Origin of the sequence: Rhizobium sp. RSm-3 (genome assembly GCF_001854685.1) — a bacterium.
In the GTDB taxonomy this organism is placed as follows: Bacteria; Pseudomonadota; Alphaproteobacteria; order Rhizobiales; family Rhizobiaceae; genus Rhizobium; species Rhizobium ecuadorense.
Genome location: NZ_MAWZ01000015.1, coordinates 59,895 through 79,336, shown reverse-complemented (window position 1 = coordinate 79,336; position 19,442 = coordinate 59,895). Strand labels below are relative to the sequence as shown.

15 protein-coding genes are annotated in these 19,442 nt (G+C 62.3%); 4 read left to right on the top strand and 11 right to left on the bottom strand.

All coding sequences use genetic code 11. The features are described 5' to 3' along the window. Window positions 1-6 precede the first annotated feature (6 nt). Window positions 7-1,635, bottom strand: a complete 1,629-nt coding sequence (locus tag BBJ66_RS16515) for a thiamine pyrophosphate-dependent enzyme (RefSeq protein WP_071088395.1) — start codon at window positions 1,633-1,635, stop codon at window positions 7-9. A 40-nt stretch (window positions 1,636-1,675) separates the two neighbouring features. After that, window positions 1,676-2,854 (bottom strand): amino acid aminotransferase, encoded by a 1,179-nt coding sequence (locus tag BBJ66_RS16510; RefSeq protein WP_071088393.1) that lies wholly within the window; start codon window positions 2,852-2,854, stop codon window positions 1,676-1,678. Window positions 2,855-3,008: 154 nt separating this feature from the next. Here BBJ66_RS16510 and BBJ66_RS16505 point away from each other — a divergent pair, with 154 nt between their 5' ends. Further along, window positions 3,009-3,476 carry an Lrp/AsnC family transcriptional regulator gene (locus BBJ66_RS16505; protein WP_071088391.1) on the top strand — a complete coding sequence of 156 codons (468 nt, stop codon included), beginning with the start codon at window positions 3,009-3,011 and terminating at the stop codon, window positions 3,474-3,476. Between the two features lie 125 nt (window positions 3,477-3,601). Here BBJ66_RS16505 and BBJ66_RS16500 read toward each other — a convergent pair whose 3' ends face one another. From BBJ66_RS16500 to BBJ66_RS16470, 7 genes are all read right to left on the bottom strand, one after another. Further along, a complete protein-coding gene (locus tag BBJ66_RS16500; RefSeq protein ID WP_071088389.1) occupies window positions 3,602-4,363 on the bottom strand; it encodes an ABC transporter ATP-binding protein in 762 nt (253 codons plus the stop codon). Beyond that, complete coding sequence (locus BBJ66_RS16495; RefSeq protein ID WP_071088387.1) at window positions 4,360-5,400, bottom strand: FecCD family ABC transporter permease; 1,041 nt, start codon at window positions 5,398-5,400, stop codon at window positions 4,360-4,362. Before BBJ66_RS16495 ends, BBJ66_RS16500 begins: the two co-directional genes overlap by 4 nt. Next, the gene (locus BBJ66_RS16490) at window positions 5,397-6,422 is read right to left on the bottom strand and encodes an ABC transporter substrate-binding protein (protein WP_071088386.1); all 1,026 of its coding nucleotides are present in this window, start codon (window positions 6,420-6,422) and stop codon (window positions 5,397-5,399) included. Before BBJ66_RS16490 ends, BBJ66_RS16495 begins: the two co-directional genes overlap by 4 nt. 125 nt (window positions 6,423-6,547) lie before the next feature. Further along, a complete protein-coding gene (locus BBJ66_RS16485) occupies window positions 6,548-7,393 on the bottom strand; it encodes a metal ABC transporter permease (protein ID WP_071088384.1) in 846 nt (281 codons plus the stop codon). After that, entirely contained in the window at window positions 7,390-8,247 is an 858-nt protein-coding gene (sitC, locus tag BBJ66_RS16480) for an iron/manganese ABC transporter permease subunit SitC (protein ID WP_049731024.1), read from the bottom strand. The genes BBJ66_RS16485 and sitC overlap by 4 nt, the downstream gene beginning before the upstream one ends. Next, entirely contained in the window at window positions 8,247-9,146 is a 900-nt protein-coding gene (locus tag BBJ66_RS16475) for a manganese/iron ABC transporter ATP-binding protein (RefSeq protein WP_071088382.1), read from the bottom strand. The genes sitC and BBJ66_RS16475 overlap by 1 nt, the downstream gene beginning before the upstream one ends. After that, the gene (locus BBJ66_RS16470; RefSeq protein ID WP_071088380.1) at window positions 9,143-10,060 is read right to left on the bottom strand and encodes a metal ABC transporter substrate-binding protein; all 918 of its coding nucleotides are present in this window, start codon (window positions 10,058-10,060) and stop codon (window positions 9,143-9,145) included. The genes BBJ66_RS16475 and BBJ66_RS16470 overlap by 4 nt, the downstream gene beginning before the upstream one ends. Here BBJ66_RS16470 and BBJ66_RS34755 point away from each other — a divergent pair. Further along, a complete protein-coding gene (locus BBJ66_RS34755; RefSeq protein WP_161492678.1) occupies window positions 10,059-10,208 on the top strand; it encodes a hypothetical protein in 150 nt (49 codons plus the stop codon). The two genes, BBJ66_RS16470 and BBJ66_RS34755, sit on opposite strands and share 2 nt — an antisense overlap. Window positions 10,209-10,394: 186 nt before the next feature. Here BBJ66_RS34755 and BBJ66_RS16465 read toward each other — a convergent pair whose 3' ends face one another. Together BBJ66_RS16465 and BBJ66_RS16460 are read right to left on the bottom strand one after the other, a co-directional pair. Then, window positions 10,395-10,676 (bottom strand): hypothetical protein, encoded by a 282-nt coding sequence (locus BBJ66_RS16465; RefSeq protein WP_049731027.1) that lies wholly within the window; start codon window positions 10,674-10,676, stop codon window positions 10,395-10,397. 26 nt (window positions 10,677-10,702) lie between these two features. Further along, on the bottom strand, window positions 10,703-11,155 hold the full coding sequence (locus tag BBJ66_RS16460; protein WP_071088378.1) for a hypothetical protein: 453 nt from the start codon (window positions 11,153-11,155) through the stop codon (window positions 10,703-10,705). Window positions 11,156-11,379: 224 nt separating this feature from the next. Between BBJ66_RS16460 and BBJ66_RS16455 the strand changes: the two genes are divergently transcribed. Together BBJ66_RS16455 and BBJ66_RS16450 are read left to right on the top strand one after the other, a co-directional pair. Continuing rightward, window positions 11,380-17,679 carry a HAMP domain-containing protein gene (locus tag BBJ66_RS16455; protein ID WP_071088376.1) on the top strand — a complete coding sequence of 2,100 codons (6,300 nt, stop codon included), beginning with the start codon at window positions 11,380-11,382 and terminating at the stop codon, window positions 17,677-17,679. A gap of 10 nt (window positions 17,680-17,689) precedes the next feature. Next, window positions 17,690-19,366, top strand: a complete 1,677-nt coding sequence (locus BBJ66_RS16450; RefSeq protein WP_049731029.1) for a response regulator — start codon at window positions 17,690-17,692, stop codon at window positions 19,364-19,366. The last annotated feature ends 76 nt before the right edge of the window (window positions 19,367-19,442 follow it).

Genomic DNA, 19,442 nt, shown 5'->3' with positions numbered 1-19,442 from the left:
CAGGCTTCATTCGGCGTGCGGAGCCGGATGAATGAAAGGCCAGGGGCTTGCCTCGGATCCCTTTTCGATCGGAACCTCGATGAGCACGGGCTCGTCGAGCGAGAGCGCTTTCTCGATCGTCTCTTTGAGTTCGCGGGGGCTCGTCACTCTGAATGACCGGACACCGAAGCTTTCCCCGAGGGCGACAAAATCCGGATTTGTCAGGTCCGAGCCAAGGTAGCGGCCTTGATATGCCTGCTTCTGGTCGCGCAGCACGTTGCCATAGGCCGAATTGTTGAAGACGATGGCGACGACATTGATCTTGTGCTGGACGGCGGTGGCAAGTTCCTGAACGCCGAACATGAAGCCGCCATCGCCAGAGACAGAGATCACAGCTTTGTCGGGATTGGCGACCTTCACGCCCAAGGCCGTATTGAAGCCAAAACCCAGATTGTCCTGATAACCGCATGTCACGTATTGGCGGGGGCCATATACGGGGAAGGCAAAGCGGGCCGTGAAGCCCATCTGACTGACTTCTTCGACGAAGAAGCCGTCTCTCGGCAGAGCCTCACGAATGGCATCGAGATAGGCAAGCTGCGGCTGGACTTCAGAGAAACGAGATCTGGCGTCTTTGTTGAGGTCGGCGAATTCGCGGGTGCGATCCTGGCGGCTGGCGCCTGCCAGTGCAGCGATCAGAGCCTGCGTTCCGGCCTTGGCATCGGCGACGATGCCGACATCAGGCTTAAGGCGGACCATCTCGGTCGGATCGATATCGATACGGATGACCTTGAGACCCTTGGGAAGCCACTTCCAACGCATGAACTGCAATTCGAGCCGGCTGCCGATGCCGATCAGGACATCGGTGTTCTTCCAGTATTCATAGGCGGCGACAAAATTCAGATAGTTCGGGTGATCGTCGGCGACGACGCCCTTGCCGGAGCGATGGGAGGTGACGGGCGACTGCAGCACTTCCGCAAGCGCGGCGATCTCGGCGCCGGCATCCGCCGCACCGCCGCCGATCATGATCATCGGATTCCTGGCGCCAGATATCAGCGCCGCTGCGGCAGCGATCTGATCGGAGTTGACAGCCGGGTGAGGCGCTCTCATGCCCACAGGGAGGTCGATTTCCGGGCCGGATTGGCCAAACACGTCCCAGGGCGCTTCAACCGCTCCCGGACCCTGGCGGCCGGAAAGCATTTTGCCGATGACCTCGGCCATGACGGGACCAGCCTCGGACGGATGATTGATGCGCTCCGCCGTCTTGGTAAGCCCACGCATCGTCGCCAGTTGATCGGGCAGTTCGTGCAACTGGCCTCTGCCCTGGCCGATCAAATGGGACATGATGTTGCCGGTGATGCAAAGCACCGGCGCGTTGGCGCCGTAAGCGGTGCAAAGCGCCGCGCCGGAATTGAGAACGCCGGGGCCGGGGACAACGGTATAGGCGCCGATCCGGCCGGTGGACTTGGCATAGCCATAGGCCATATATCCGGCGCCCTGTTCGTGCCTTGTGTGAATGAACCGAACCTCCTCACGGGCGCCGTAGAGGGCATCGTTGAAATCATACATGTGGGCGCCAGGGATGCCGAACACCGTGTCGATCCCATGGCCGACGAGGGAACGGGTCATCGCCCCGCCGGTCGTTTCTTTCCTGCTCATTTGGAGGCTCCAATGGCCTGAGGGTTGGGTTATTACGCGGCTATTGGTTCAAACAACCTTCAGCGCGAAGTGCGGCGACGATGGCGCCGGCATCGGCCGGCTGCATGCCCGCAAGGTTCATACGGCCGGAGTCAGCCATGTAGATGCCGTGCTTGGCTCTGAGGGCTGCTGCCGTTTCCTTGGACATGGAGAGATTGGAGAACAGGCCGCGTTGCCGGCTGATGAAGGCGAGATCCGGCGCTGCGGCGGCGAGCGCCGCACGATTGCCGTTGACACGCTCGCACATCTCTTCGAGCTCGGCGCGCCACATGGCCGACATCTCCTCACTCTCAAGAATGTTCCTGACGATCGCGGCGCCATGATCGGGTGGCATCGACCAGTTCACGCGGGCAAGGGCGGCCATATTGCTCTCGGCCTTACCGATGTCGTCGACATTGCGGGTCATTGCATAGAGCGCGCCGACACGCTCGCGATAGAGACCGAAATTCTTGTCGCAGGAATAGGCGATCAACGCCTCGTCGACCGCATCGAGGATCATGCGTGTCGGTGCCGCGTCCTGCTCTAGGCCGTCGCCAAGCCCCTGATAGGCAAGATCGATAAACGGCACCAGTCTATGTGCAACGAGCAGCTCGGTTATTTCTAGCCACTGCTCCATGGTGAAATCGATGCCGGTCGGATTGTGGCAGCACCCGTGAAGGAGGACGACATCGCCTTCCGCAGCGGAAGACAAGGCGGCGATGACGCTTTCGAATTTGACCTGCTGTGACGTCAGGTCGACGAAGGCGTAGTCCTTTACGGCCAGGCGTGCCGAGGCAAAGATCGGCGCATGGTTCGGCCAGCTCGGCGTGCCCAATAGAATCTTTGCCGATGGATTCGCCGTCTGGATGAGCTCGGCGCCGAGACGCAGCGCGCCGCTGCCGCCCGGTGTCTGAATGCCGACAAGGCGGTGACCGAACGTCGGCGATTTGCCGAAAATGATGGGCTGCAGCAGCCGCACGAATTGCAGATCGCCTTCCGGGCCGAGATATTTCTTGCTGTCCTGGGTTTCGAGAAGAAACTGCTCCGCTGCTTTTACGGCTCGCATCACCGGGGTGCTGCCCATGGCGTCGCGATAGACGCCGACGCCGAGGTCGATCTTTCCAGTGCGCTCGTCGGCCTGAAAGGCCTTGATGAGGGCAAGCAGGCTGTCGGCCGGCCGGCTGTTCAGTTTCTCAAACACAAGTCCACCTCCGTTTCCAGGTTCTATCCGGAGACTAACTGAACTCTTGTGGCGAATTTCTGCGATTATCTGCCTGTGGCCGCACATCGATGCAGACATTCTGCGTCATTCGGCTATTCTGCGCAGAAATTCTCCTTGTCTCATTGGATGGCCCATGCTTGACCAGTTCGATATCAAATTACTCGCCGCCCTCCAGCAAAACAGTGAAGTGACGCAGGGCGAGTTGTCGCAGAAGGTCAATCTTTCCGCGACCCAATGCGCACGCCGTTTGGAAAGGCTGCGCAACGAGGAGTACATCCAGAGCGTCGTCGCCATCCTCAATCCGGTAAAACTGGGTTTTGCCGTCGTCGCTCATACGCTTGTCAGCCTGCGCGCGCATACGGAAGGTGGAAACGAGCGGCTTCATCGGTTCATCGAGACCGCGCCGGAGATTCTTGAGTGTTATTCGCAGACGGGCGACGCCGATTTTCTGATGAAGGTCATGACGCGTGACCTCGACCATCTCAGTCAGTTTCTCGAAAGAATGATCCGGGTCACCGACAATCTCGCCTCGGTCAAGTCGAGCATCGTCCTGAAGACGCTGAAAAAGACGACTGCTTTGCCGCTGCAGATCGTGACGTGAGAGCGGCAGAGCATGATGCCGAAAAGTGTGAGCGGTTTTCGGGCGACATCATGCTCTAACTTCTTAATTTAGAACAGGATGATTTTAGGCCGATCCGGCCTAAAATCATCCTGTTCTAGCCGCTCTCACTTGAGATAGTGGATGTGCGGGCGCGAATGATAGGGCGAGGCTTCGACGCGCGCCTCGATCGAGAAGACCTCGCGCAGGAGCTTTTCGCTCAACACGTCCTCAGGCGCGCCGGAAGCGACGATCCTGCCCTGCTGCATGATAACAAGCGCATCGCAGAACATGGCGGCGTGGTTGAGATCGTGCAGGGCGACGATGCTGGTGATGGGCAGGCCGGAGACGAGCTGCATCAGGCCGATCTGGTGCTGGATGTCGAGATGGTTTGTGGGTTCGTCGAGGATCAGCTCCTGCGGCGACTGGGCGAGCGCCCTGGCAATATGGGTGCGCTGCTTTTCGCCGCCCGACAGGCTCTGCCAGCGATCGTCACGCTTCTCCGCCATGCCGGAGCGGGCGAGCGCTGCTTCGACCGCCTCTTCGTCGGCCTTGGTCCAGCCTGAGAACATGGAACGGTGCGGGAAGCGGCCGAGCTTGACGACGTCGATGACCTTCAGATTGGCATTGGTCGTGGCGTGCTGCTCGACGAAAGCGATGCGCCGGGCGATCGAGCGGCGGCTGATCTTGCCGATATCGTTGCGATCGAGGATGACGCGCCCGGAATGCGGCCGCTTCAGGCCGGCGAGAAGCCGCAGCAGCGAGGTCTTGCCGGAGCCGTTCGGCCCGAGCAGGCCGAGCATCCGGCCGGGCTGCGCCTCCAGGGAAACGCCGTCCAGAATGGTCTTCCTGCCAATTTTCCAGGTGAGGTTGTCGGCCTTGATGCTCATGACGCACGCTGGAACCGGTAGAGGATGATCGAGAAGAAGGGAACTCCGACCAGTGCCGTGACGACGCCGATCGGCAGGATCTGGCCGGGAATGAGGGCGCGCGCGGCGATGTCGGCGAGCACCATGAAGATCGCGCCTGCGATGGCGCAGGCCGGCAGCAGCCGAATATGCAGCGGCCCGACGACGAAGCGGGCGACATGCGGCACGACGAGGCCGACGAAGCCGATCGACCCGACCATGCTGACGATCGTCGCAGTCATCATGGCGGTGAGCGCGAAGAGCACCATGCGGGCGCGGGCGACATTGACGCCGAGCGAGGATGCCGCCTCGTCGCCGAAAGCGAAGGCGTCGAGCACGCGGGCATAGAGAAGACAGGCGGCAAGGCCAAAGCCGACGACGACCGAGACCAGCGCGAATTCCGGCCAGCGCACGCCGCTGAAGCTGCCGAGCAGCCAGAACATGACGTCGCGGGCCTGCTGCGCATTGGCCGAGGTGGTGACGATATAGGAGGTGGAAGCATTGAAGAGCTGCGAAGCGGCGACACCGGCAAGAATGGTGCGGTCCGCGCCGCCGCGCGTGCCGTTCGAGAGCAGCGCCACGAAGAAGAAGGCGGCGAAGGCGCCGGCAAAGGCGCCTGCCGACAGCGACACCGCGCCCGCGCCGAGCCCGAGGATGACGATCGCCACGGCGCCGGTGGAGGCCCCGGCGGAGATGCCGAGCACATAGGGTTCGGCAAGCGGGTTGCGCAGCAGCGATTGCATGATGGCGCCCGACAGTGCCAGCCCCGCGCCGCAGAAGGCGGCGACCAGCGCGCGGCTCAGGCGATAATCCCAGATCACCGTCTCATGGATGCGGTTCAGCTCGACCGCGGTCCAGCCGAGCCGGTTGGTGACGGCCGAAAACGTGGTCGCAAGCGGAATCGGCAAGTCGCCGATCCCGACGCTGATGCCGACGGCGACAGCGATGAGGCAGAGGGAGGCGAGCAGCAGTCCGGTGACCGCTCCCAGCTGCCGGAAGAGACGGCCTGCGTCCGTCACTTCAACAGACCGAGAGCCTTTAGCTGCTCGGCCACCTGCTCGGCGCCGTAGATCGTGCGGATCGTCGGGTTCATGGCCTGACCGTCCATGACGACGAGCGCCTTGTTCTTAACAGCAGGGGTCTGGCTGACGGCTGGATCGGTATTCAGGAAGTTGATCTTGGCCTCGGGCTTATCGAGTTCCCAGCGGTTGCGGTCGAGGCTGGCGACGACGATAACGTCGGGATTGGCGGCGATGATGCCTTCCCAGCCGATGGTCGGCCATTCCGCTTCGGCTGATATCGCATTGTGGCCGCCGAGCAGGTCGGCGATGAAGCCGGAGGCGCTGTTCTTGCCGCCGACATAGGCGTCGGCCGACGGGCTGGGGCTCGAAAACCAGAAAACATAGGAGAGGTTCTTGCCGTCCTTGGAAACGCTCCCGCGAAGCTTGGCTTCACGCGCCGTGAAGTCGGCAATCAGCGCCTGGCCGCGATCGGCGACGTCGAAAATCTGCGAAAGTTCGTCGATCTCCTTGTAGAGGAGATCCATGTTCCACAGCTCGGCGCGGCTGCCGTATTGGTCTTTGACGTCCTTGGTGCTGAGGCAGGTGCTGGGCGAGAGATAGGTTGAAACACCTACCTTGTCGAAATCCTCGCGCTTGGCAACCTTGCTGTTCGGCCCGACGAGGCTCGGCAGCGCCGCCGCCACGAAGTCGGGATTTTCGGCGAGGATCGATTCGAAGGTCGGCATCTCGACGGTGAGAAGCTTGACCTTGGCATTGGCTTCGGCGAGCTGCGGCAGAACCTTGCTCGGCCAGAAGGCGGTGCCGACCATCTTGTCCTGAAGGCCGAGCAGCAGCAGGATTTCCGCGCTGTTCTGGCCGAGGCCGATCGCCCGCTCGGGCGCCTTCTTGAATGTCACCTCAGCGCCGCAGTTTTCGAGCCTCAGCGGGTAGGCCGTCGAACCGGCCAGCGTCGGATTTGCGGCAAGGCCGATCAGGGCGGAGAGGCCGCAGGCGGCCAGAATTGATTTGAGGCTGGTCACGAAGAAATCCCCGGTGCGTGAGTGTCTGCGGCCGGGGTATAGCCTCAGGAGCAGTCTGAAAACAAGACTGAATAAATCAACTTATCGCAAAATTCGACAGGTGATCGTTGAGCGACAGTCGCTCCTCAGCTTGCCTCTCCGGTTTCGATGCGGGCGGTTTTGCGCGTGGCATGCAGGAAGGCTGCAATGAAGGCGATCGCGAACAGGAGAACGATGGTCGGGGCCGGTGCGCTGTCGATAAAGAAGGAGAGATAAACGCCGGCAAAGGCAGTGATCACCGCGATTGCGACCGACAGAGCGAGCATCGTACTGAAGCGGCGCGTCAGCAGATAGGCAATGGAGCCCGGTGCGATCAACAGCGAGATGGCGAGAATGATGCCGACCGACCGAAGTGCTGCGACGATCGTCAATGAAAGCAGGCAGAGCAGGCCGTAGTGAAGCAGCTTCACCCTCAGCCCGACCGCTCTTGCCTGAGCCGGATCGAAGGCATGCAGCAGCATGTCACGCCACTTGACGGCGATGATGGTGGCCGTCAGCGCCGCAACGGCTCCGGTCTCCACGATGTCGGGAAAGCCGATGCCGAGCATGTCGCCGAAGAGGATGTGATCGAGATGCACCTCGGACTGGATCTTCACATAGAGAACCAGGCCGAAGCCGAACATGCCCGAAAATACGATGCCCATCACCGTGTCCTGCTTGATGCGGCTGTTATCCTTGAGGAAGCCGGTGGCAAGCGCGCAGACCATCCCGGCCGCAAAGGCGCCGACCGCCAACGGAAAGCCGGCGATATAGGCGATGACCACGCCCGGGAAGACGGCATGGCTCATGGCGTCTCCCATCAGCGCCCAGCCTTTGAGCACAAGGAAGCAGGAGAGCAGCGCTGTGGGGATGGCGATCAGCACCGAGATGATCAGGGCGTTGATCATGAAATCGAACTGGAACGGCGCCAGCAGGGTGGTAAGACCGTTCATGAGGATGTCTCCAGCGCTTGAGCGGCCCTGCGCCGGCTCGCCAGCATTCCGTGCTTGGGCGCCAGGATGAAGGCGGCAAGGAAGATCAGCGTCTGGAGGACGATGATGATGCCGCCGGTCGCGCCGTCGAGGAAATAGCTCACATAGGCGCCGATGAAGCTGGTCGCCGCCCCGATCGCGACGGCGATGACGAGCAGCCGCGGGAAACGATCCGTCAGCAGGTAAGCCGTCGCCCCCGGCGTCACCACCATGCAGATGACCAGAAAGGCGCCGACGGTCTGCAGCGCCGCGACCGTCGAGGCCGACAGCAGCGTGAAAAACATGATCTTGAGCCGCGTCGGATTGAGCCCGATCGAACGGGCGTGGGTCTCGTCGAAGAAGACGACCATCAGGTCCTTCCACTTCACCAGCAGGATGGCGAGCGAAACGAAGCCGATGATGGCGAGCTGAAGCGTGTCTTCGGGGGTGATTGCGAGGATGTTGCCGAGCACGATCGTCTGAATGTTCACCGCGGTTGGTCGGAGCGATACCATGAACAGGCCGAGCCCGAAGAAGGAGGAAAAGATCAGGCCGATGATGGCGTCTTCCTTCAGCTTGGTGCGCTGGTTGAGGAAGAGCATCGCCGCGGCGGCAAGGCCGCCGGAGAAGAATGCGCCGATCGAGAAGGGAAGTCCGATCATGTAGGCGCCGGCGACACCCGGCACGATGGAATGCGAGAGGGCGTCGCCGATCAGCGACCAGCCCTTGAGCATCAGATAACAGGAGAGGAAGGCGCAGACACCGCCGACAAGAGCCGATACCCACATGGCGTTCAGCATGTAGTCATAGGTGAAAGGTTCGAGAAAGACGGCCATCAGGCTTGCTCTCCGCTTCCGTTCGCCGAGACAGGCGCGAGCAGCTTGCCCTCCCGCAGGACCAGCGGCCTCTCGTCGTCGGTGAGGATCCCGACGGGATATGGCTTGCTGCCGGAGCCATTCAACACGAGATGACGAAGCACGCCGCCGAAGGTTCTCTCGAGGTTTTCCTGGGTAAAGGTCTCGTCCGTCTGTCCGTAGGCCAGCACCGTGCCTTTGATCAGCACCGTGCGGTCGCAGAATTCCGGCACGCTGCCGAGATTGTGCGTCGACACCAGCATCACCCGGCCTTCGTCGCGCAGAGAGCGGAGCAGCTTGACGATGGCCTCTTCGGTCTTGACGTCGACGCCGGTGAAGGGTTCGTCGAGCAGGATGACGCGGCCGTCCTGCGCCAGCGCGCGAGCAAGGAAGACGCGCTTTTTCTGGCCGCCGGAAAGTTCGCCGATCTGGCGCTTGCGGAATTCGCTCATGTTGACGCGGGCGAGCGCCTTGGACACGGCTTCGTGGTCGACCGCTTTCGGAACGCGCATCATCCCCATATGGCCGTAGCGCCCCATCATGACGACGTCCTCGACCAGCACCGGAAAATTCCAGTCGACCTCTTCCGATTGCGGCACGTAGGCGACAAGATTTTTCCGCAGCGCTTGTTCGACCGGCATGCCGAGCACGGAAATCTCACCCCTGGCGAGGCGCACGAAGCCCATGATCGCCTTGAACAGGGTCGATTTTCCGGAGCCGTTGACGCCGACGAGCGCGGTAATGGTACCGGTGGGTGTCTGGAAGCTGGCGCCGCGCAGCGCCGTGTGGCCGTTGCGATAGGTAACCGTGGCATCCTTTACAGAGATGCCGGCCCCCGCATCCGAAGATGCGGGGGAAACCGGGGAAGCGATACCGTTCATTGCGACAGGCCTTCGGCAAGCCCCTTGACGACGGTGTCGGAGGTGACGCGCAGCAGGTCGATATAGGTCGGCGTGGGGCCGTCGGCTTCGCTCAGGGAGTCGACATAGAGCACGCCGCCATACCGGGCGCCGGTTTCACGGGCGACCTGGCGGGCCGGCTTGTCCGACACCGTGCTCTCGCTGAACACGGCAGGGATCTTGTTGGCCCTGACGGCATCGACAACTTTGCGGACCTGTTGCGGCGTGCCCTGCTGATCGGCATTGATCGGCCACAGATAAAGTTCCTTCAGGCCGAAGTCGCGGGCGAGATAAGAAAAGGCCCCTTCGCTCGATACCAGCCAGCGCTTGTCCTCGGGAATGGTATTCAGCTTCTCGCGGATCGGCGCGATGGTCGCCTCGATCTCCTTCTTGTAGGCCTCGGCGTTGGCCTTGTAGATCTCGGCATTCTCAGGATCGTATTTGACGAAGGCATCGCGGATGTTGTCGACATAAATGATCGCGTTCTTCGGCGACATCCAGGCATGCGGATTGGGTTTGCCGCTATAGGGGCCTTCGCTGATGCCCATCGGCTCGACGCCTGTGGAGACCACGACGTCGGGAACATCTTTCAGGTTTCGGTAGAATTTCTGGAACCACAGCTCGAGATTGAGGCCGTTCGACAGGAGGATCTGGGCGCCCTGCGCCCGCTGAATATCACCGGGCGTCGGCTGATATTCGTGGATCTCGGCCCCGGGCTTGGTGATCGATTCCACGATCGCCGCATCGCCGGCAACGTTCTTTGCCATGTCGGCAATGACGGTGAAGGTGGTCACCGCTTTGAACTTCTCCTGCGCGGCGGCACCGCCGGCCATCAGGCCGAGTGCGGCGACGGCCACCAGTCCGCTTACGATTCTGCGTCTCATGTAACTCGGCATGAATATTCCCTTCATTGCTTCATCAAACCATTCGGCGCGCACAGCGACGGCCGGCAACAAGTTCACCGATGAAAATGCGACGCATTTGCAATTAATGCCGATGAGCCTCGTTGCTATCTATTCTGCAATTGCGAATGAATTGCAATAAGGATTTTGAAAACGAGCAAACCGAAAATTGTCCGGACGCGCTGATGTCGAACGGCACGGCGCCTTGCCCGGGTCATATGCCTGGCGATGAAGCAAAGGAGAGGAAGGGCGTACCGATACACCGTGGCGGGCCCGAAACGGCCCGGCCCGACCTCGGCAACCTCAAGGGAAAATCCCTGGAATAGGGTCAGCTCAGCTTTCCCACGAGCTTGGCATAGTCCGAAAAAGTTAGCTGCTCGCCTTTCCCGGTGGCCTGCTCGGCAAGCTGCAAGACACGGATGGGAAACAGGATCGCGGCACGGTTGGCGTCCGACAACTCATGGTCGTCGTCGTCCTCGACGGACTTCATCGCTTTCGACAACGCGGCATTGAGCTCCTGGCGGGTGAGCAGATCCTTCTCGACGATTGCGTCGCAAATCGACGCCATCGCCATGATCAGGCCCTTGAGCTGCAGATTGGCCGTATTCATGAGAACTCCAATGAAAGAGGCAAGCTCTAATCCGGTTCGACCGACCGGATCGTGTCGACCGAGACCATACCTTCGACAATGCCACGCATGATATCGTGCCTGTTCCGGTCGATCTCGATGACAGTATAGAGCTTGTCGTCGCGGAAGGCACTGGCATTGGCCGTCGTCACATCCTCTGCGGGAGCCGCATCCACTTCCATGAAGTCGAGTTCGCGCGCCGCGGCGACGATCCTGGCGTCGCCAGGCGTTCTGGCGGCCACGACGACGATGCCGTGACCGGGGGCATTGTCCCATCTCGTATCGTCAGGAGCCGCGATCGGTTCCAGCTGGTAGATGTTGAGCATCTCGCCGCCCGTTTCGGGCGAGGCTTGCGCCGCCGCATCCTGCATTTGTGCTTGGCTGTCGACCGATTTTCCGAATGTGTTCGGGCTGGTCGCGTTGTTGATCTCTTCCTTGCCTGTCCTTGAGACGTTCGACATGTCGCTCTCCATTGTCAGGACGGAAACGACGGCCGGTGCGTAACTGTTCCCGCCTGCCCGAAAAACCGCAAATCTCGCCAAAACGGTTTTCGGCGGGCGCTTTGGATTCATGCAGCTGTTAAGTTCATTTTGAATGACAAATGATGATAGGCTGTATGCGGAATGGCCCATACCATTTTCTGCGTTGAGCACTAAATTACCAACCGTCGAAGAGGGGGATTTTCGTGAGCAACAAAACCAGTGAACTCGCGCGCGACAGCGTCGCAGCAGACAGCCTCAATGGCCACGACCACAAAATGATGGCCTTCGACGATGCCAGCGCGCTCCTTGAGGTCCTCGTCGCGGTCCGGCGCGGCGACTTTTCGGTGCGGATGCGGTCCGACCTCACAGGCGTCACCGGCAAGATCGCCGATGCCCTCAACGACATCATCGCCGGCAATCAGCGCATGGCGCAGCAGCTCGAACATGTCGGCCAGGTCGTCGGCCGGGACGGGCGCACGAGCACGCGGGTGCGCTTCGGCCTGTCCGATGGCTCTTGGTCGGAGATGGAAGGATCGATCAACGGCCTGATCGACGATCTCCTGTGGCCGACGACGGCGGTCACCCGCACGATCACTGCCGTCGCCAAGGGGGACCTGCTGCAGACCGTGCCGCTCGACGTTGATGGGCGGCCGCTGAAGGGCGAATTCCTCCGTTCGGCCGATATCGTCAACACGATGATCAAGCAGTTGAGCGTCTTCACCTCCGAGGTGACGCGCGTCGCCCGCGAAGTCGGCACCGACGGAAAACTCGGCGGGCAGGCGCAGGTGCCCGAAGTGACCGGCGTCTGGAAGGACTTGACCGAGAGCGTCAACTCGATGGCGTCGAACCTGACGGCGCAGGTGCGCAACATCGCCGAAGTGACGATCGCCGTTGCCAATGGCGATCTTTCCAAGAAGATCACCGTCGACGTGCGCGGCGAAATCCTTCAGCTCAAGGAAGCCATCAACACGATGGTCGACCAGCTCAGATCCTTCGCTTCGGAAGTGACGCGCGTGGCCCGCGAGGTCGGCACCGAGGGCAAGCTCGGCGGCCAAGCCCTGGTGCCGGGTGTCGCCGGCACCTGGAAGGATCTGACCGACAGCGTCAATGCCATGTGCGGCAATCTGACGGCCCAGGTGCGCAACATCGCCCAGGTGACGACGGCCGTCGCCCGCGGCGACCTGTCGCGCAAGATCACCGTCGACGTCTCGGGCGAAATCCTGGAACTGAAGGAAACCATCAACACCATGGTCGACCAGCTCAACGGCTTTGCCGGCGAGGTGACGCGCGTGGCGCGTGAAGTCGGCACCGAAGGCCGGCTCGGCGGCCAGGCGCAGGTGCCGGGGGTTGCCGGTACCTGGAAGGACTTGACCGACAACGTCAATTCCATGGCCTCGAACCTCACCGCGCAGGTGCGCAACATCGCCGAGGTCTCGACCGCGATCGCCAATGGCGACTTGTCGAAGAAGATCACCGTGACGGTGTCGGGGGAAATCCTCGAGCTGAAGGAGACCATCAACACGATGGTCGATCAGTTGAACGCCTTTGCCTCGGAAGTGACGCGCGTCGCCCGCGAAGTCGGCACCGAGGGCCGGCTCGGCGGTCAGGCCAATGTGCGCGGTGTCGCCGGCACGTGGAAGGATCTGACCGAGAACGTCAATTCGATGGGCGGCAACCTGACGGCACAGGTGCGCAACATCGCCGAAGTCTCGACCGCGATCGCCAATGGCGACCTGTCGAAGAAGATCACCGTCGACGTGAAGGGCGAAATCCTCGAGCTGAAGGAAACCATCAACACGATGGTCGACCAGTTGAACGCCTTTGCTTCGGAAGTGACACGCGTTGCCCGCGAAGTCGGCACCGAGGGCCGGCTCGGCGGCCAGGCCAATGTGCGCGGCGTCGCCGGCACCTGGAAGGACCTGACCGACAGCGTCAATTCCATGGCTTCCAACCTGACGGGCCAGGTGCGCAACATCGCCGAAGTCGCGACCGCCGTCGCCCAAGGAGACCTGTCGAAGAAGATCACCGTCACCGTGTCGGGGGAAATCCTCGAGCTGAAGGAAACCATCAACACGATGGTCGATCAGCTGAACGGCTTTGCCGGCGAGGTGACGCGCGTGGCGCGCGAGGTCGGCACGGAAGGCCGGCTCGGCGGCCAGGCCAACGTGCTCGGCGTCGCCGGCACCTGGAAGGACCTGACCGACAGCGTCAATTCCATGGCGGGCAATCTGACAGCGCAGGTGCGCAACATCGCCGAAGTCTCGACCGCGATCGCCAATGGCGACCTGTCGAAGAAGATCACGGTGTCTGTGTCGGGCGAAATCCTTGAGCTCAAGGAAACGCTGAACACCATGGTCGATCAGCTGAACCGCTTCGCCTCGGAAGTGACGCGCGTCGCCCGCGAAGTCGGCACCGAAGGCAAGCTCGGCGGCCAGGCGCAGGTGCCGGGTGTGGCCGGCACCTGGAAGGATCTGACCGAGAACGTCAATTCCATGGCCTCCAACCTGACCGGTCAAGTGCGCAACATCGCCGAAGTCACGACCGCGGTGGCGCGCGGCGACCTGTCGCGCAAGATCACCGTCGACGTGAAGGGCGAAATCCTCGAACTGAAGAACACCATCAACACGATGGTGGACCAGCTCAACGCCTTTGCCGGCGAAGTGACGCGCGTTGCCCGCGAAGTCGGCACCGAAGGCAAGCTCGGCGGCCAGGCACAGGTCTCCGGTGTCGCCGGCACCTGGAAGGACCTGACCGACAGCGTCAACTCGATGGCCGGTAACCTGACGGCGCAGGTGCGCAATATCGCCGAGGTGGCGACCGCGATCGCCAATGGCGACCTGTCGCGCAAGATCACCGTCGACGTGCGCGGAGAAATCCTGCTGCTCAAGGATACCTTGAATACCATGGTCGATCAGCTTCGCTCCTTTGCCGGCGAAGTGACGCGCGTTGCACGCGAAGTCGGCACCGACGGCAGGCTCGGCGGCCAGGCCGTCGTTCCCGGCGTCGCCGGCACCTGGAAGGACCTGACCGACAACGTCAATCTGCTTGCCGCCAATCTGACGACCCAGGTGCGCAACATCGCCGAAGTCACGACCGCCGTGGCGCGCGGCGACCTGTCGCGGAAGATCACCGTCGACGTGAAGGGCGAAATCCTCGAGCTGAAAAACACCATCAACACCATGGTGGACCAGCTCAACGCCTTTGCCGGCGAAGTGACGCGCGTCGCCCGTGAAGTCGGCACCGAAGGCAAGCTCGGCGGCCAGGCGCAGGTGCCTGGAGTGGCCGGCACCTGGAAGGACCTGACCGATACCGTCAACGTCATGGCCGCCAACCTGACCGAGCAGGTCCGCGGCATCGTCAAGGTGGTGACCGCGGTGGCGAACGGCGACCTCAAGCAGAACCTCACCGTCGCCTCCAAGGGCGAGGTGGCGGCGCTCGCCGAGACCATCAACAACATGACGAACACGCTTGCGACCTTCGCCGATCAGGTGACGACGGTGGCGCGTGAAGTCGGCGTCGAAGGCCGCCTCGGCGGCCAGGCGAATGTGCCGGGCACGGCGGGCACCTGGAAGGATCTCACCGGCAACGTCAACCTGCTTGCCGCGAACCTGACGACGCAGGTGCGCGCCATTGCCGAGGTGGCGACCGCCGTCACCAAGGGCGATCTGACGCGCTCGATCAAGGTCGATGCGCGCGGCGAAGTCGCCGAACTCAAAGATAATATCAACACGATGATCGACAATTTGCGCCTAACCACCGAGCGCAACACCGAGCAGGACTGGCTGAAAACCAATTTGGCCCGCTTCACCAACATGCTACAGGGCCAGCGCGACCTGACGCTGGTCGGCAAGATGATGCTGTCGGAGCTGGCGCCGCTCGTCGGCGCGCATCAGGGGGTGATCTACCAGGTCGATGCCGATGAGGAGCAGCCGTTCCTGTCGCTGTTGTCGGTCTATGCGCAAGGGGTCGAGGCGGCGCATCCGCTGCGGCTCGATTTCGGCCAGGGACTTGTCGGCCAATGCGCCAGCGACGCCCGCCGGATCCTCGTCACCGACCTTCCCGACAATGTCGTTCCGATCAGCTCCGGCGTGTTCACCACCCTGCCGCGAAGCGCGATCGTGCTGCCGGTGCACTTCGAGGGGCAGGTGAAGGCGGTGATCGAGCTTGCCTCCGCCGGCGAGTTCACCGAGCTGCAGCTATCCTTCCTCGACCAGCTGACGACGTCGATCGGCATCGTGCTGAACTCGATCGAAGCGACGATGCAGACCGAAGGCCTGCTCAAGCAGTCGCAGAAACTCGCCGCCGAGCTGCAGACGCAGCAGCGCGAACTGCAGCAGACCAACGAGCAGCTCGGGCAGAAGGCGCAGCAGCTCGAAGAACGCAACGTCGAAGTCGAGGCGAAGAACCAGGAGATCGAGCAGGCCCGGCGCGCACTGGAGGAAAAGGCGACCGAGCTGGCCCTGACATCGAAGTACAAGTCCGAATTCCTCGCCAACATGTCGCACGAGCTGCGCACGCCTTTGAATTCGATCCTCATCCTCGGCCAGCAGCTCGGCGAAAACCCCGACGGCAACCTGTCGGGCAAACAGGTCGAGTTTGCCAAGACGATCCACGGCGCCGGCACCGACCTCCTGAACCTCATCAGCGATATTCTCGACCTGTCGAAGATCGAATCCGGAACGGTCTCGGTCGATGCCGAGGAGATTTTTGTCAGCAACCTGCTCGAGATGATGGCCCGGCCATTCCGGCACGAGGCCGAAAACCGCAGCCTGTCGTTTACGGTCGAGGTCGACGCTGATGTCACCAAGAGCATCATCACCGATTCGAAGCGGCTGCAGCAGATCCTCAAGAACCTGCTGTCGAACGCCTTCAAATTCACCGCGGAGGGCGGCGTGACGCTTCGCGTCGCGTTGGCAGCGAACGGCTGGTCGCCGGATCATCCGTCGCTCCGGCACGCGCCCTCGGTCATCGCCTTCGAAGTCGTCGATACCGGCATCGGCATTCCGCCGGAAAAGCAGCGCATTATTTTCGAAGCGTTCCAGCAGGCCGATGCCTCGACGAGCCGCAAATATGGCGGCACCGGCCTCGGCCTGGCGATCAGCCGCGAACTGGCGAACCTCTTGGGCGGCGAGATTCAGCTGCGCAGCACGCCCGGTGTCGGCAGCACCTTCGTCCTCTATCTGCCGCTCACCTATGTCGGTGCCGGCGCGGTCGCGCCGAAGCCCGCTCCATCGGCCAATGTCGTGGAATTTGCCGAGGCGGCCGCAAGCCGTCGCGCTGAAAAGCCTGCCGAACATGTCGAAGACGATCGCCATCGGATCGTGGCCGGCGACTCGGTGCTGCTCGTCGTCGAGGATGATCCGCATTACGCCCGCGTCCTGGTCGATCTCGCCCGCGACAACGGATTCAAGGTTCTGGTGGCGATGCGCGGCAGCGATGCGCTGGTACTTGCCCAGGACTACAGGCCGGCGGCGATCTCGCTCGACATCTTCCTGCCCGACATGCTCGGCTGGACGGTGCTCAGCCAGCTCAAGCAGAATTCGCAGACGCGGCATATCCCGGTGCAGATCATCAGCCTCGACGAGGATCGCCAACACGGGCTGACCCGTGGCGCCTTCGCTTTCATGAGCAAGCCGACGACGCCCGAGGGCCTCGGCAAGGCGCTGTCGCGCTTGAAAGCCTACGCGCAACCGCGCCGCAAACATCTGCTGCTGGTGGAAGACAACGAGGCCGAGCGGCTGAGCGTCACTGCGCTTCTCGGACATGACGACATCGACATCACCAGCGTCGCCTCCGGATCGGAAGCACTCGCCGCCCTCAGGCAGGATCCTCCGGACTGCGTGGTGCTCGATCTCTCGCTGCCTGATATGTCCGGTTTCGAGGTGCTGGAGCAGATCCGCGACGACGCCGAGATCGGCGAGGTGCCGGTGGTGGTGTTCACCGGGCGGGAGCTTTCTCCCGAAGAAGACGCGACGCTGCACAGCATGGCCCGAAGCGTCGTGGTGAAGGGCGTCGAGTCTCCGGAACGTCTTCTCGATGAGACCGCTCTGTTCCTGCACCGGGTCGTCGCCGACCTGCCGCCGGCAAAACAGGCAACGCTGCAGGAACTGCACAGCTCGGATGAGGATCTCGTCGGCGAGACCGTGCTGCTCGTCGACGACGACGCCCGCAACATATTCGCGCTGAGCAGCGTCCTCGAACGCCGGGGCATGCGGGTACTGACCGCGACGACCGGCAGCGAGGCCATCGACGTCATCAACAACGAGCCTTCGGTGGCGATCGTGCTGATGGATATCATGATGCCTGGAATGGACGGTTACGAGACGATGCAGGTCATCCGTTCGGAGCCGCGGTTCCGGCGGCTGCCGATCCTGGCGCTGACGGCCAAGGCGATGAAGGGCGACCGCGAGAAATGCCTGGAAGCGGGGGCCTCAGACTATCTGGCGAAGCCGGTCAATACCGAGCAGCTTCTGTCGGCCCTTCGCATGTGGCTGCATCGCTGAGGACCCGGCCATGAACCCCGTCAACATCCTCCTCGTCGACGACCAGCCCGCCAAGCTCTTGAGTTATGAGGTCATTCTCGAAGAACTCGAGGAAAACCTCATCAAGGCGCAATCCGCCCGCGAAGCCTTCGAGCATCTGCTGCGCACCGAAATTGCCGTGATCCTCGTCGATGTCTGCATGCCCGAACAGGATGGCTTCGAGCTGGTCAGCATGATCCGTCAGCACCCACGCTATCAGAACACGCCGATCATTTTCGTTTCCGCGGTGATGCTGGCCGAACCCGACCGGCTGCGTGGCTATGCTGTCGGCGCCGTCGACTACGTCTCCGTGCCGATCGTGCCCGAAGTGCTGAGGGCCAAGGTCAGGGTCTTTGCCGATCTCTACAGGAAGACGCGGGAACTCGAACGACTGAACGCCGAACTGGAGGCCAGGGTTCGCCAGCGCACCGCCGAGCTCGAGGCGTCGGCCGCCCAGCTGCGGGAGCTCAACGAGGAGCTGGAGCACCGGATCGATCAAAGAACGCGCGAGCGCGAGGAGGCGCTGGCGCAATTGTTTGAGGCGCAGAAGCTCGACACGATCGGCCACCTGACGGGCGGGGTGGCGCATGACTTCAACAACCTTCTGATGGCGGTGCTCGGCAGCCTCGGCCTTCTGAAGAAGCGGCTTCCGGCGGATGAACGCAGCGAACGTCTGCTGACGAATGCGATCCAGGCGGCCGAGCGCGGCACGGCGCTGACCCAGCGCCTGCTTGCCTTCGCCCGCCGCCAGGAGCTGAAGCCCCAGGCGGTCGATTTCCTCAGGCTGTTCGAAAACGTCGAGGATCTTCTCGCCAAGGCGGTGGGGCCGCGCATCGAAATCCGCAAGCGCATTCCGGCCGATCTGGCGCCGCTTCTGGTGGACAGTAACCAGCTGGAGCTGGCGCTGCTCAACCTGTTCGTCAATGCCCGCGACGCGCTCGAAAGCGGCGGGGCCGTGACGGTTGCCGCGGCAGCGGCCGAAGACGCTCGGCCGGCCGGTCTCGCAGGCGGGAATTACATCAGGATATCGGTGTCGGACGATGGTGAAGGCATGGATGAGGCAACGGTCGCTCGCGCCGCCGAACCGTTTTTCACCACCAAAGGGGTCGGCAAGGGCACCGGCCTCGGCCTGTCGATGGTTCATGGCCTGGCGGCGCAATCCGGCGGCTCGATCCAGATATTGAGCGCGAGGGACAAGGGCACGACCGTATCCCTGTGGCTGCCCGTCGCCGAGACCTTCGTCAAGACGCAGCCGGCGGTCGAGCCTCCCGCAACGGAAGCCTTGAACCCGGTGTCACGGCCGCTCGCCATTCTCGTCGTCGATGACGATGCGCTTGTCCGGACGGGAACCGTGGCGATGCTGGAGGATCTCGGCCACCTGCCGCGGGAAGCGTCTTCCGCCTCGCAGGCCCTGGAATTCCTTGCCGACGGACGGGATTGCGATCTTGTCATTACCGATCACGCGATGCCCGGCATGACGGGTGCAGAGCTTGCACGCCACCTTCGTTCCGCCTTCCCGGGCCTGCCCATTATTCTTGCCTCGGGCTACGCCGAGTTTTCCGAAGACCACGGTCTCGGCCGGATGCTCAGGATGACCAAACCCTTCACCCAGGAGCAGCTTCAGGCGGCTATGGACAAGGCACTCTCAGGCAAAGTCGCGGCGGCGTAACGGCCGGGAAGCAGCGGAGAGCGCGGTCGAAATCTTGGATGAGGTTGAACCCGAACGGGTGGAATTGGAGCATTTC

What these genes read in the sequence shown, in the direction of transcription:
- BBJ66_RS16515 (WP_071088395.1), bottom strand. Translation starts at nt 1,635, where the DNA reads ATGAGCAGGAAAGAAACGACCGGCGGGGCGATGACCCGTTCCCTCGTC.
- BBJ66_RS16505 (WP_071088391.1), top strand. Translation starts at nt 3,009, where the DNA reads ATGCTTGACCAGTTCGATATCAAATTACTCGCCGCCCTCCAGCAAAAC.
- BBJ66_RS16500 (WP_071088389.1), bottom strand. Translation starts at nt 4,363, where the DNA reads ATGAGCATCAAGGCCGACAACCTCACCTGGAAAATTGGCAGGAAGACC.
- BBJ66_RS16485 (WP_071088384.1), bottom strand. Translation starts at nt 7,393, where the DNA reads ATGAACGGTCTTACCACCCTGCTGGCGCCGTTCCAGTTCGATTTCATG.
- sitC (WP_049731024.1), bottom strand. Translation starts at nt 8,247, where the DNA reads ATGGCCGTCTTTCTCGAACCTTTCACCTATGACTACATGCTGAACGCC.
- BBJ66_RS16475 (WP_071088382.1), bottom strand. Translation starts at nt 9,146, where the DNA reads ATGAACGGTATCGCTTCCCCGGTTTCCCCCGCATCTTCGGATGCGGGG.
- BBJ66_RS34755 (WP_161492678.1), top strand. Translation starts at nt 10,059, where the DNA reads ATGAATATTCCCTTCATTGCTTCATCAAACCATTCGGCGCGCACAGCG.
- BBJ66_RS16470 (WP_071088380.1), bottom strand. Translation starts at nt 10,060, where the DNA reads ATGCCGAGTTACATGAGACGCAGAATCGTAAGCGGACTGGTGGCCGTC.
- BBJ66_RS16465 (WP_049731027.1), bottom strand. Translation starts at nt 10,676, where the DNA reads ATGAATACGGCCAATCTGCAGCTCAAGGGCCTGATCATGGCGATGGCG.
- BBJ66_RS16460 (WP_071088378.1), bottom strand. Translation starts at nt 11,155, where the DNA reads ATGTCGAACGTCTCAAGGACAGGCAAGGAAGAGATCAACAACGCGACC.
- BBJ66_RS16450 (WP_049731029.1), top strand. Translation starts at nt 17,690, where the DNA reads ATGAACCCCGTCAACATCCTCCTCGTCGACGACCAGCCCGCCAAGCTC.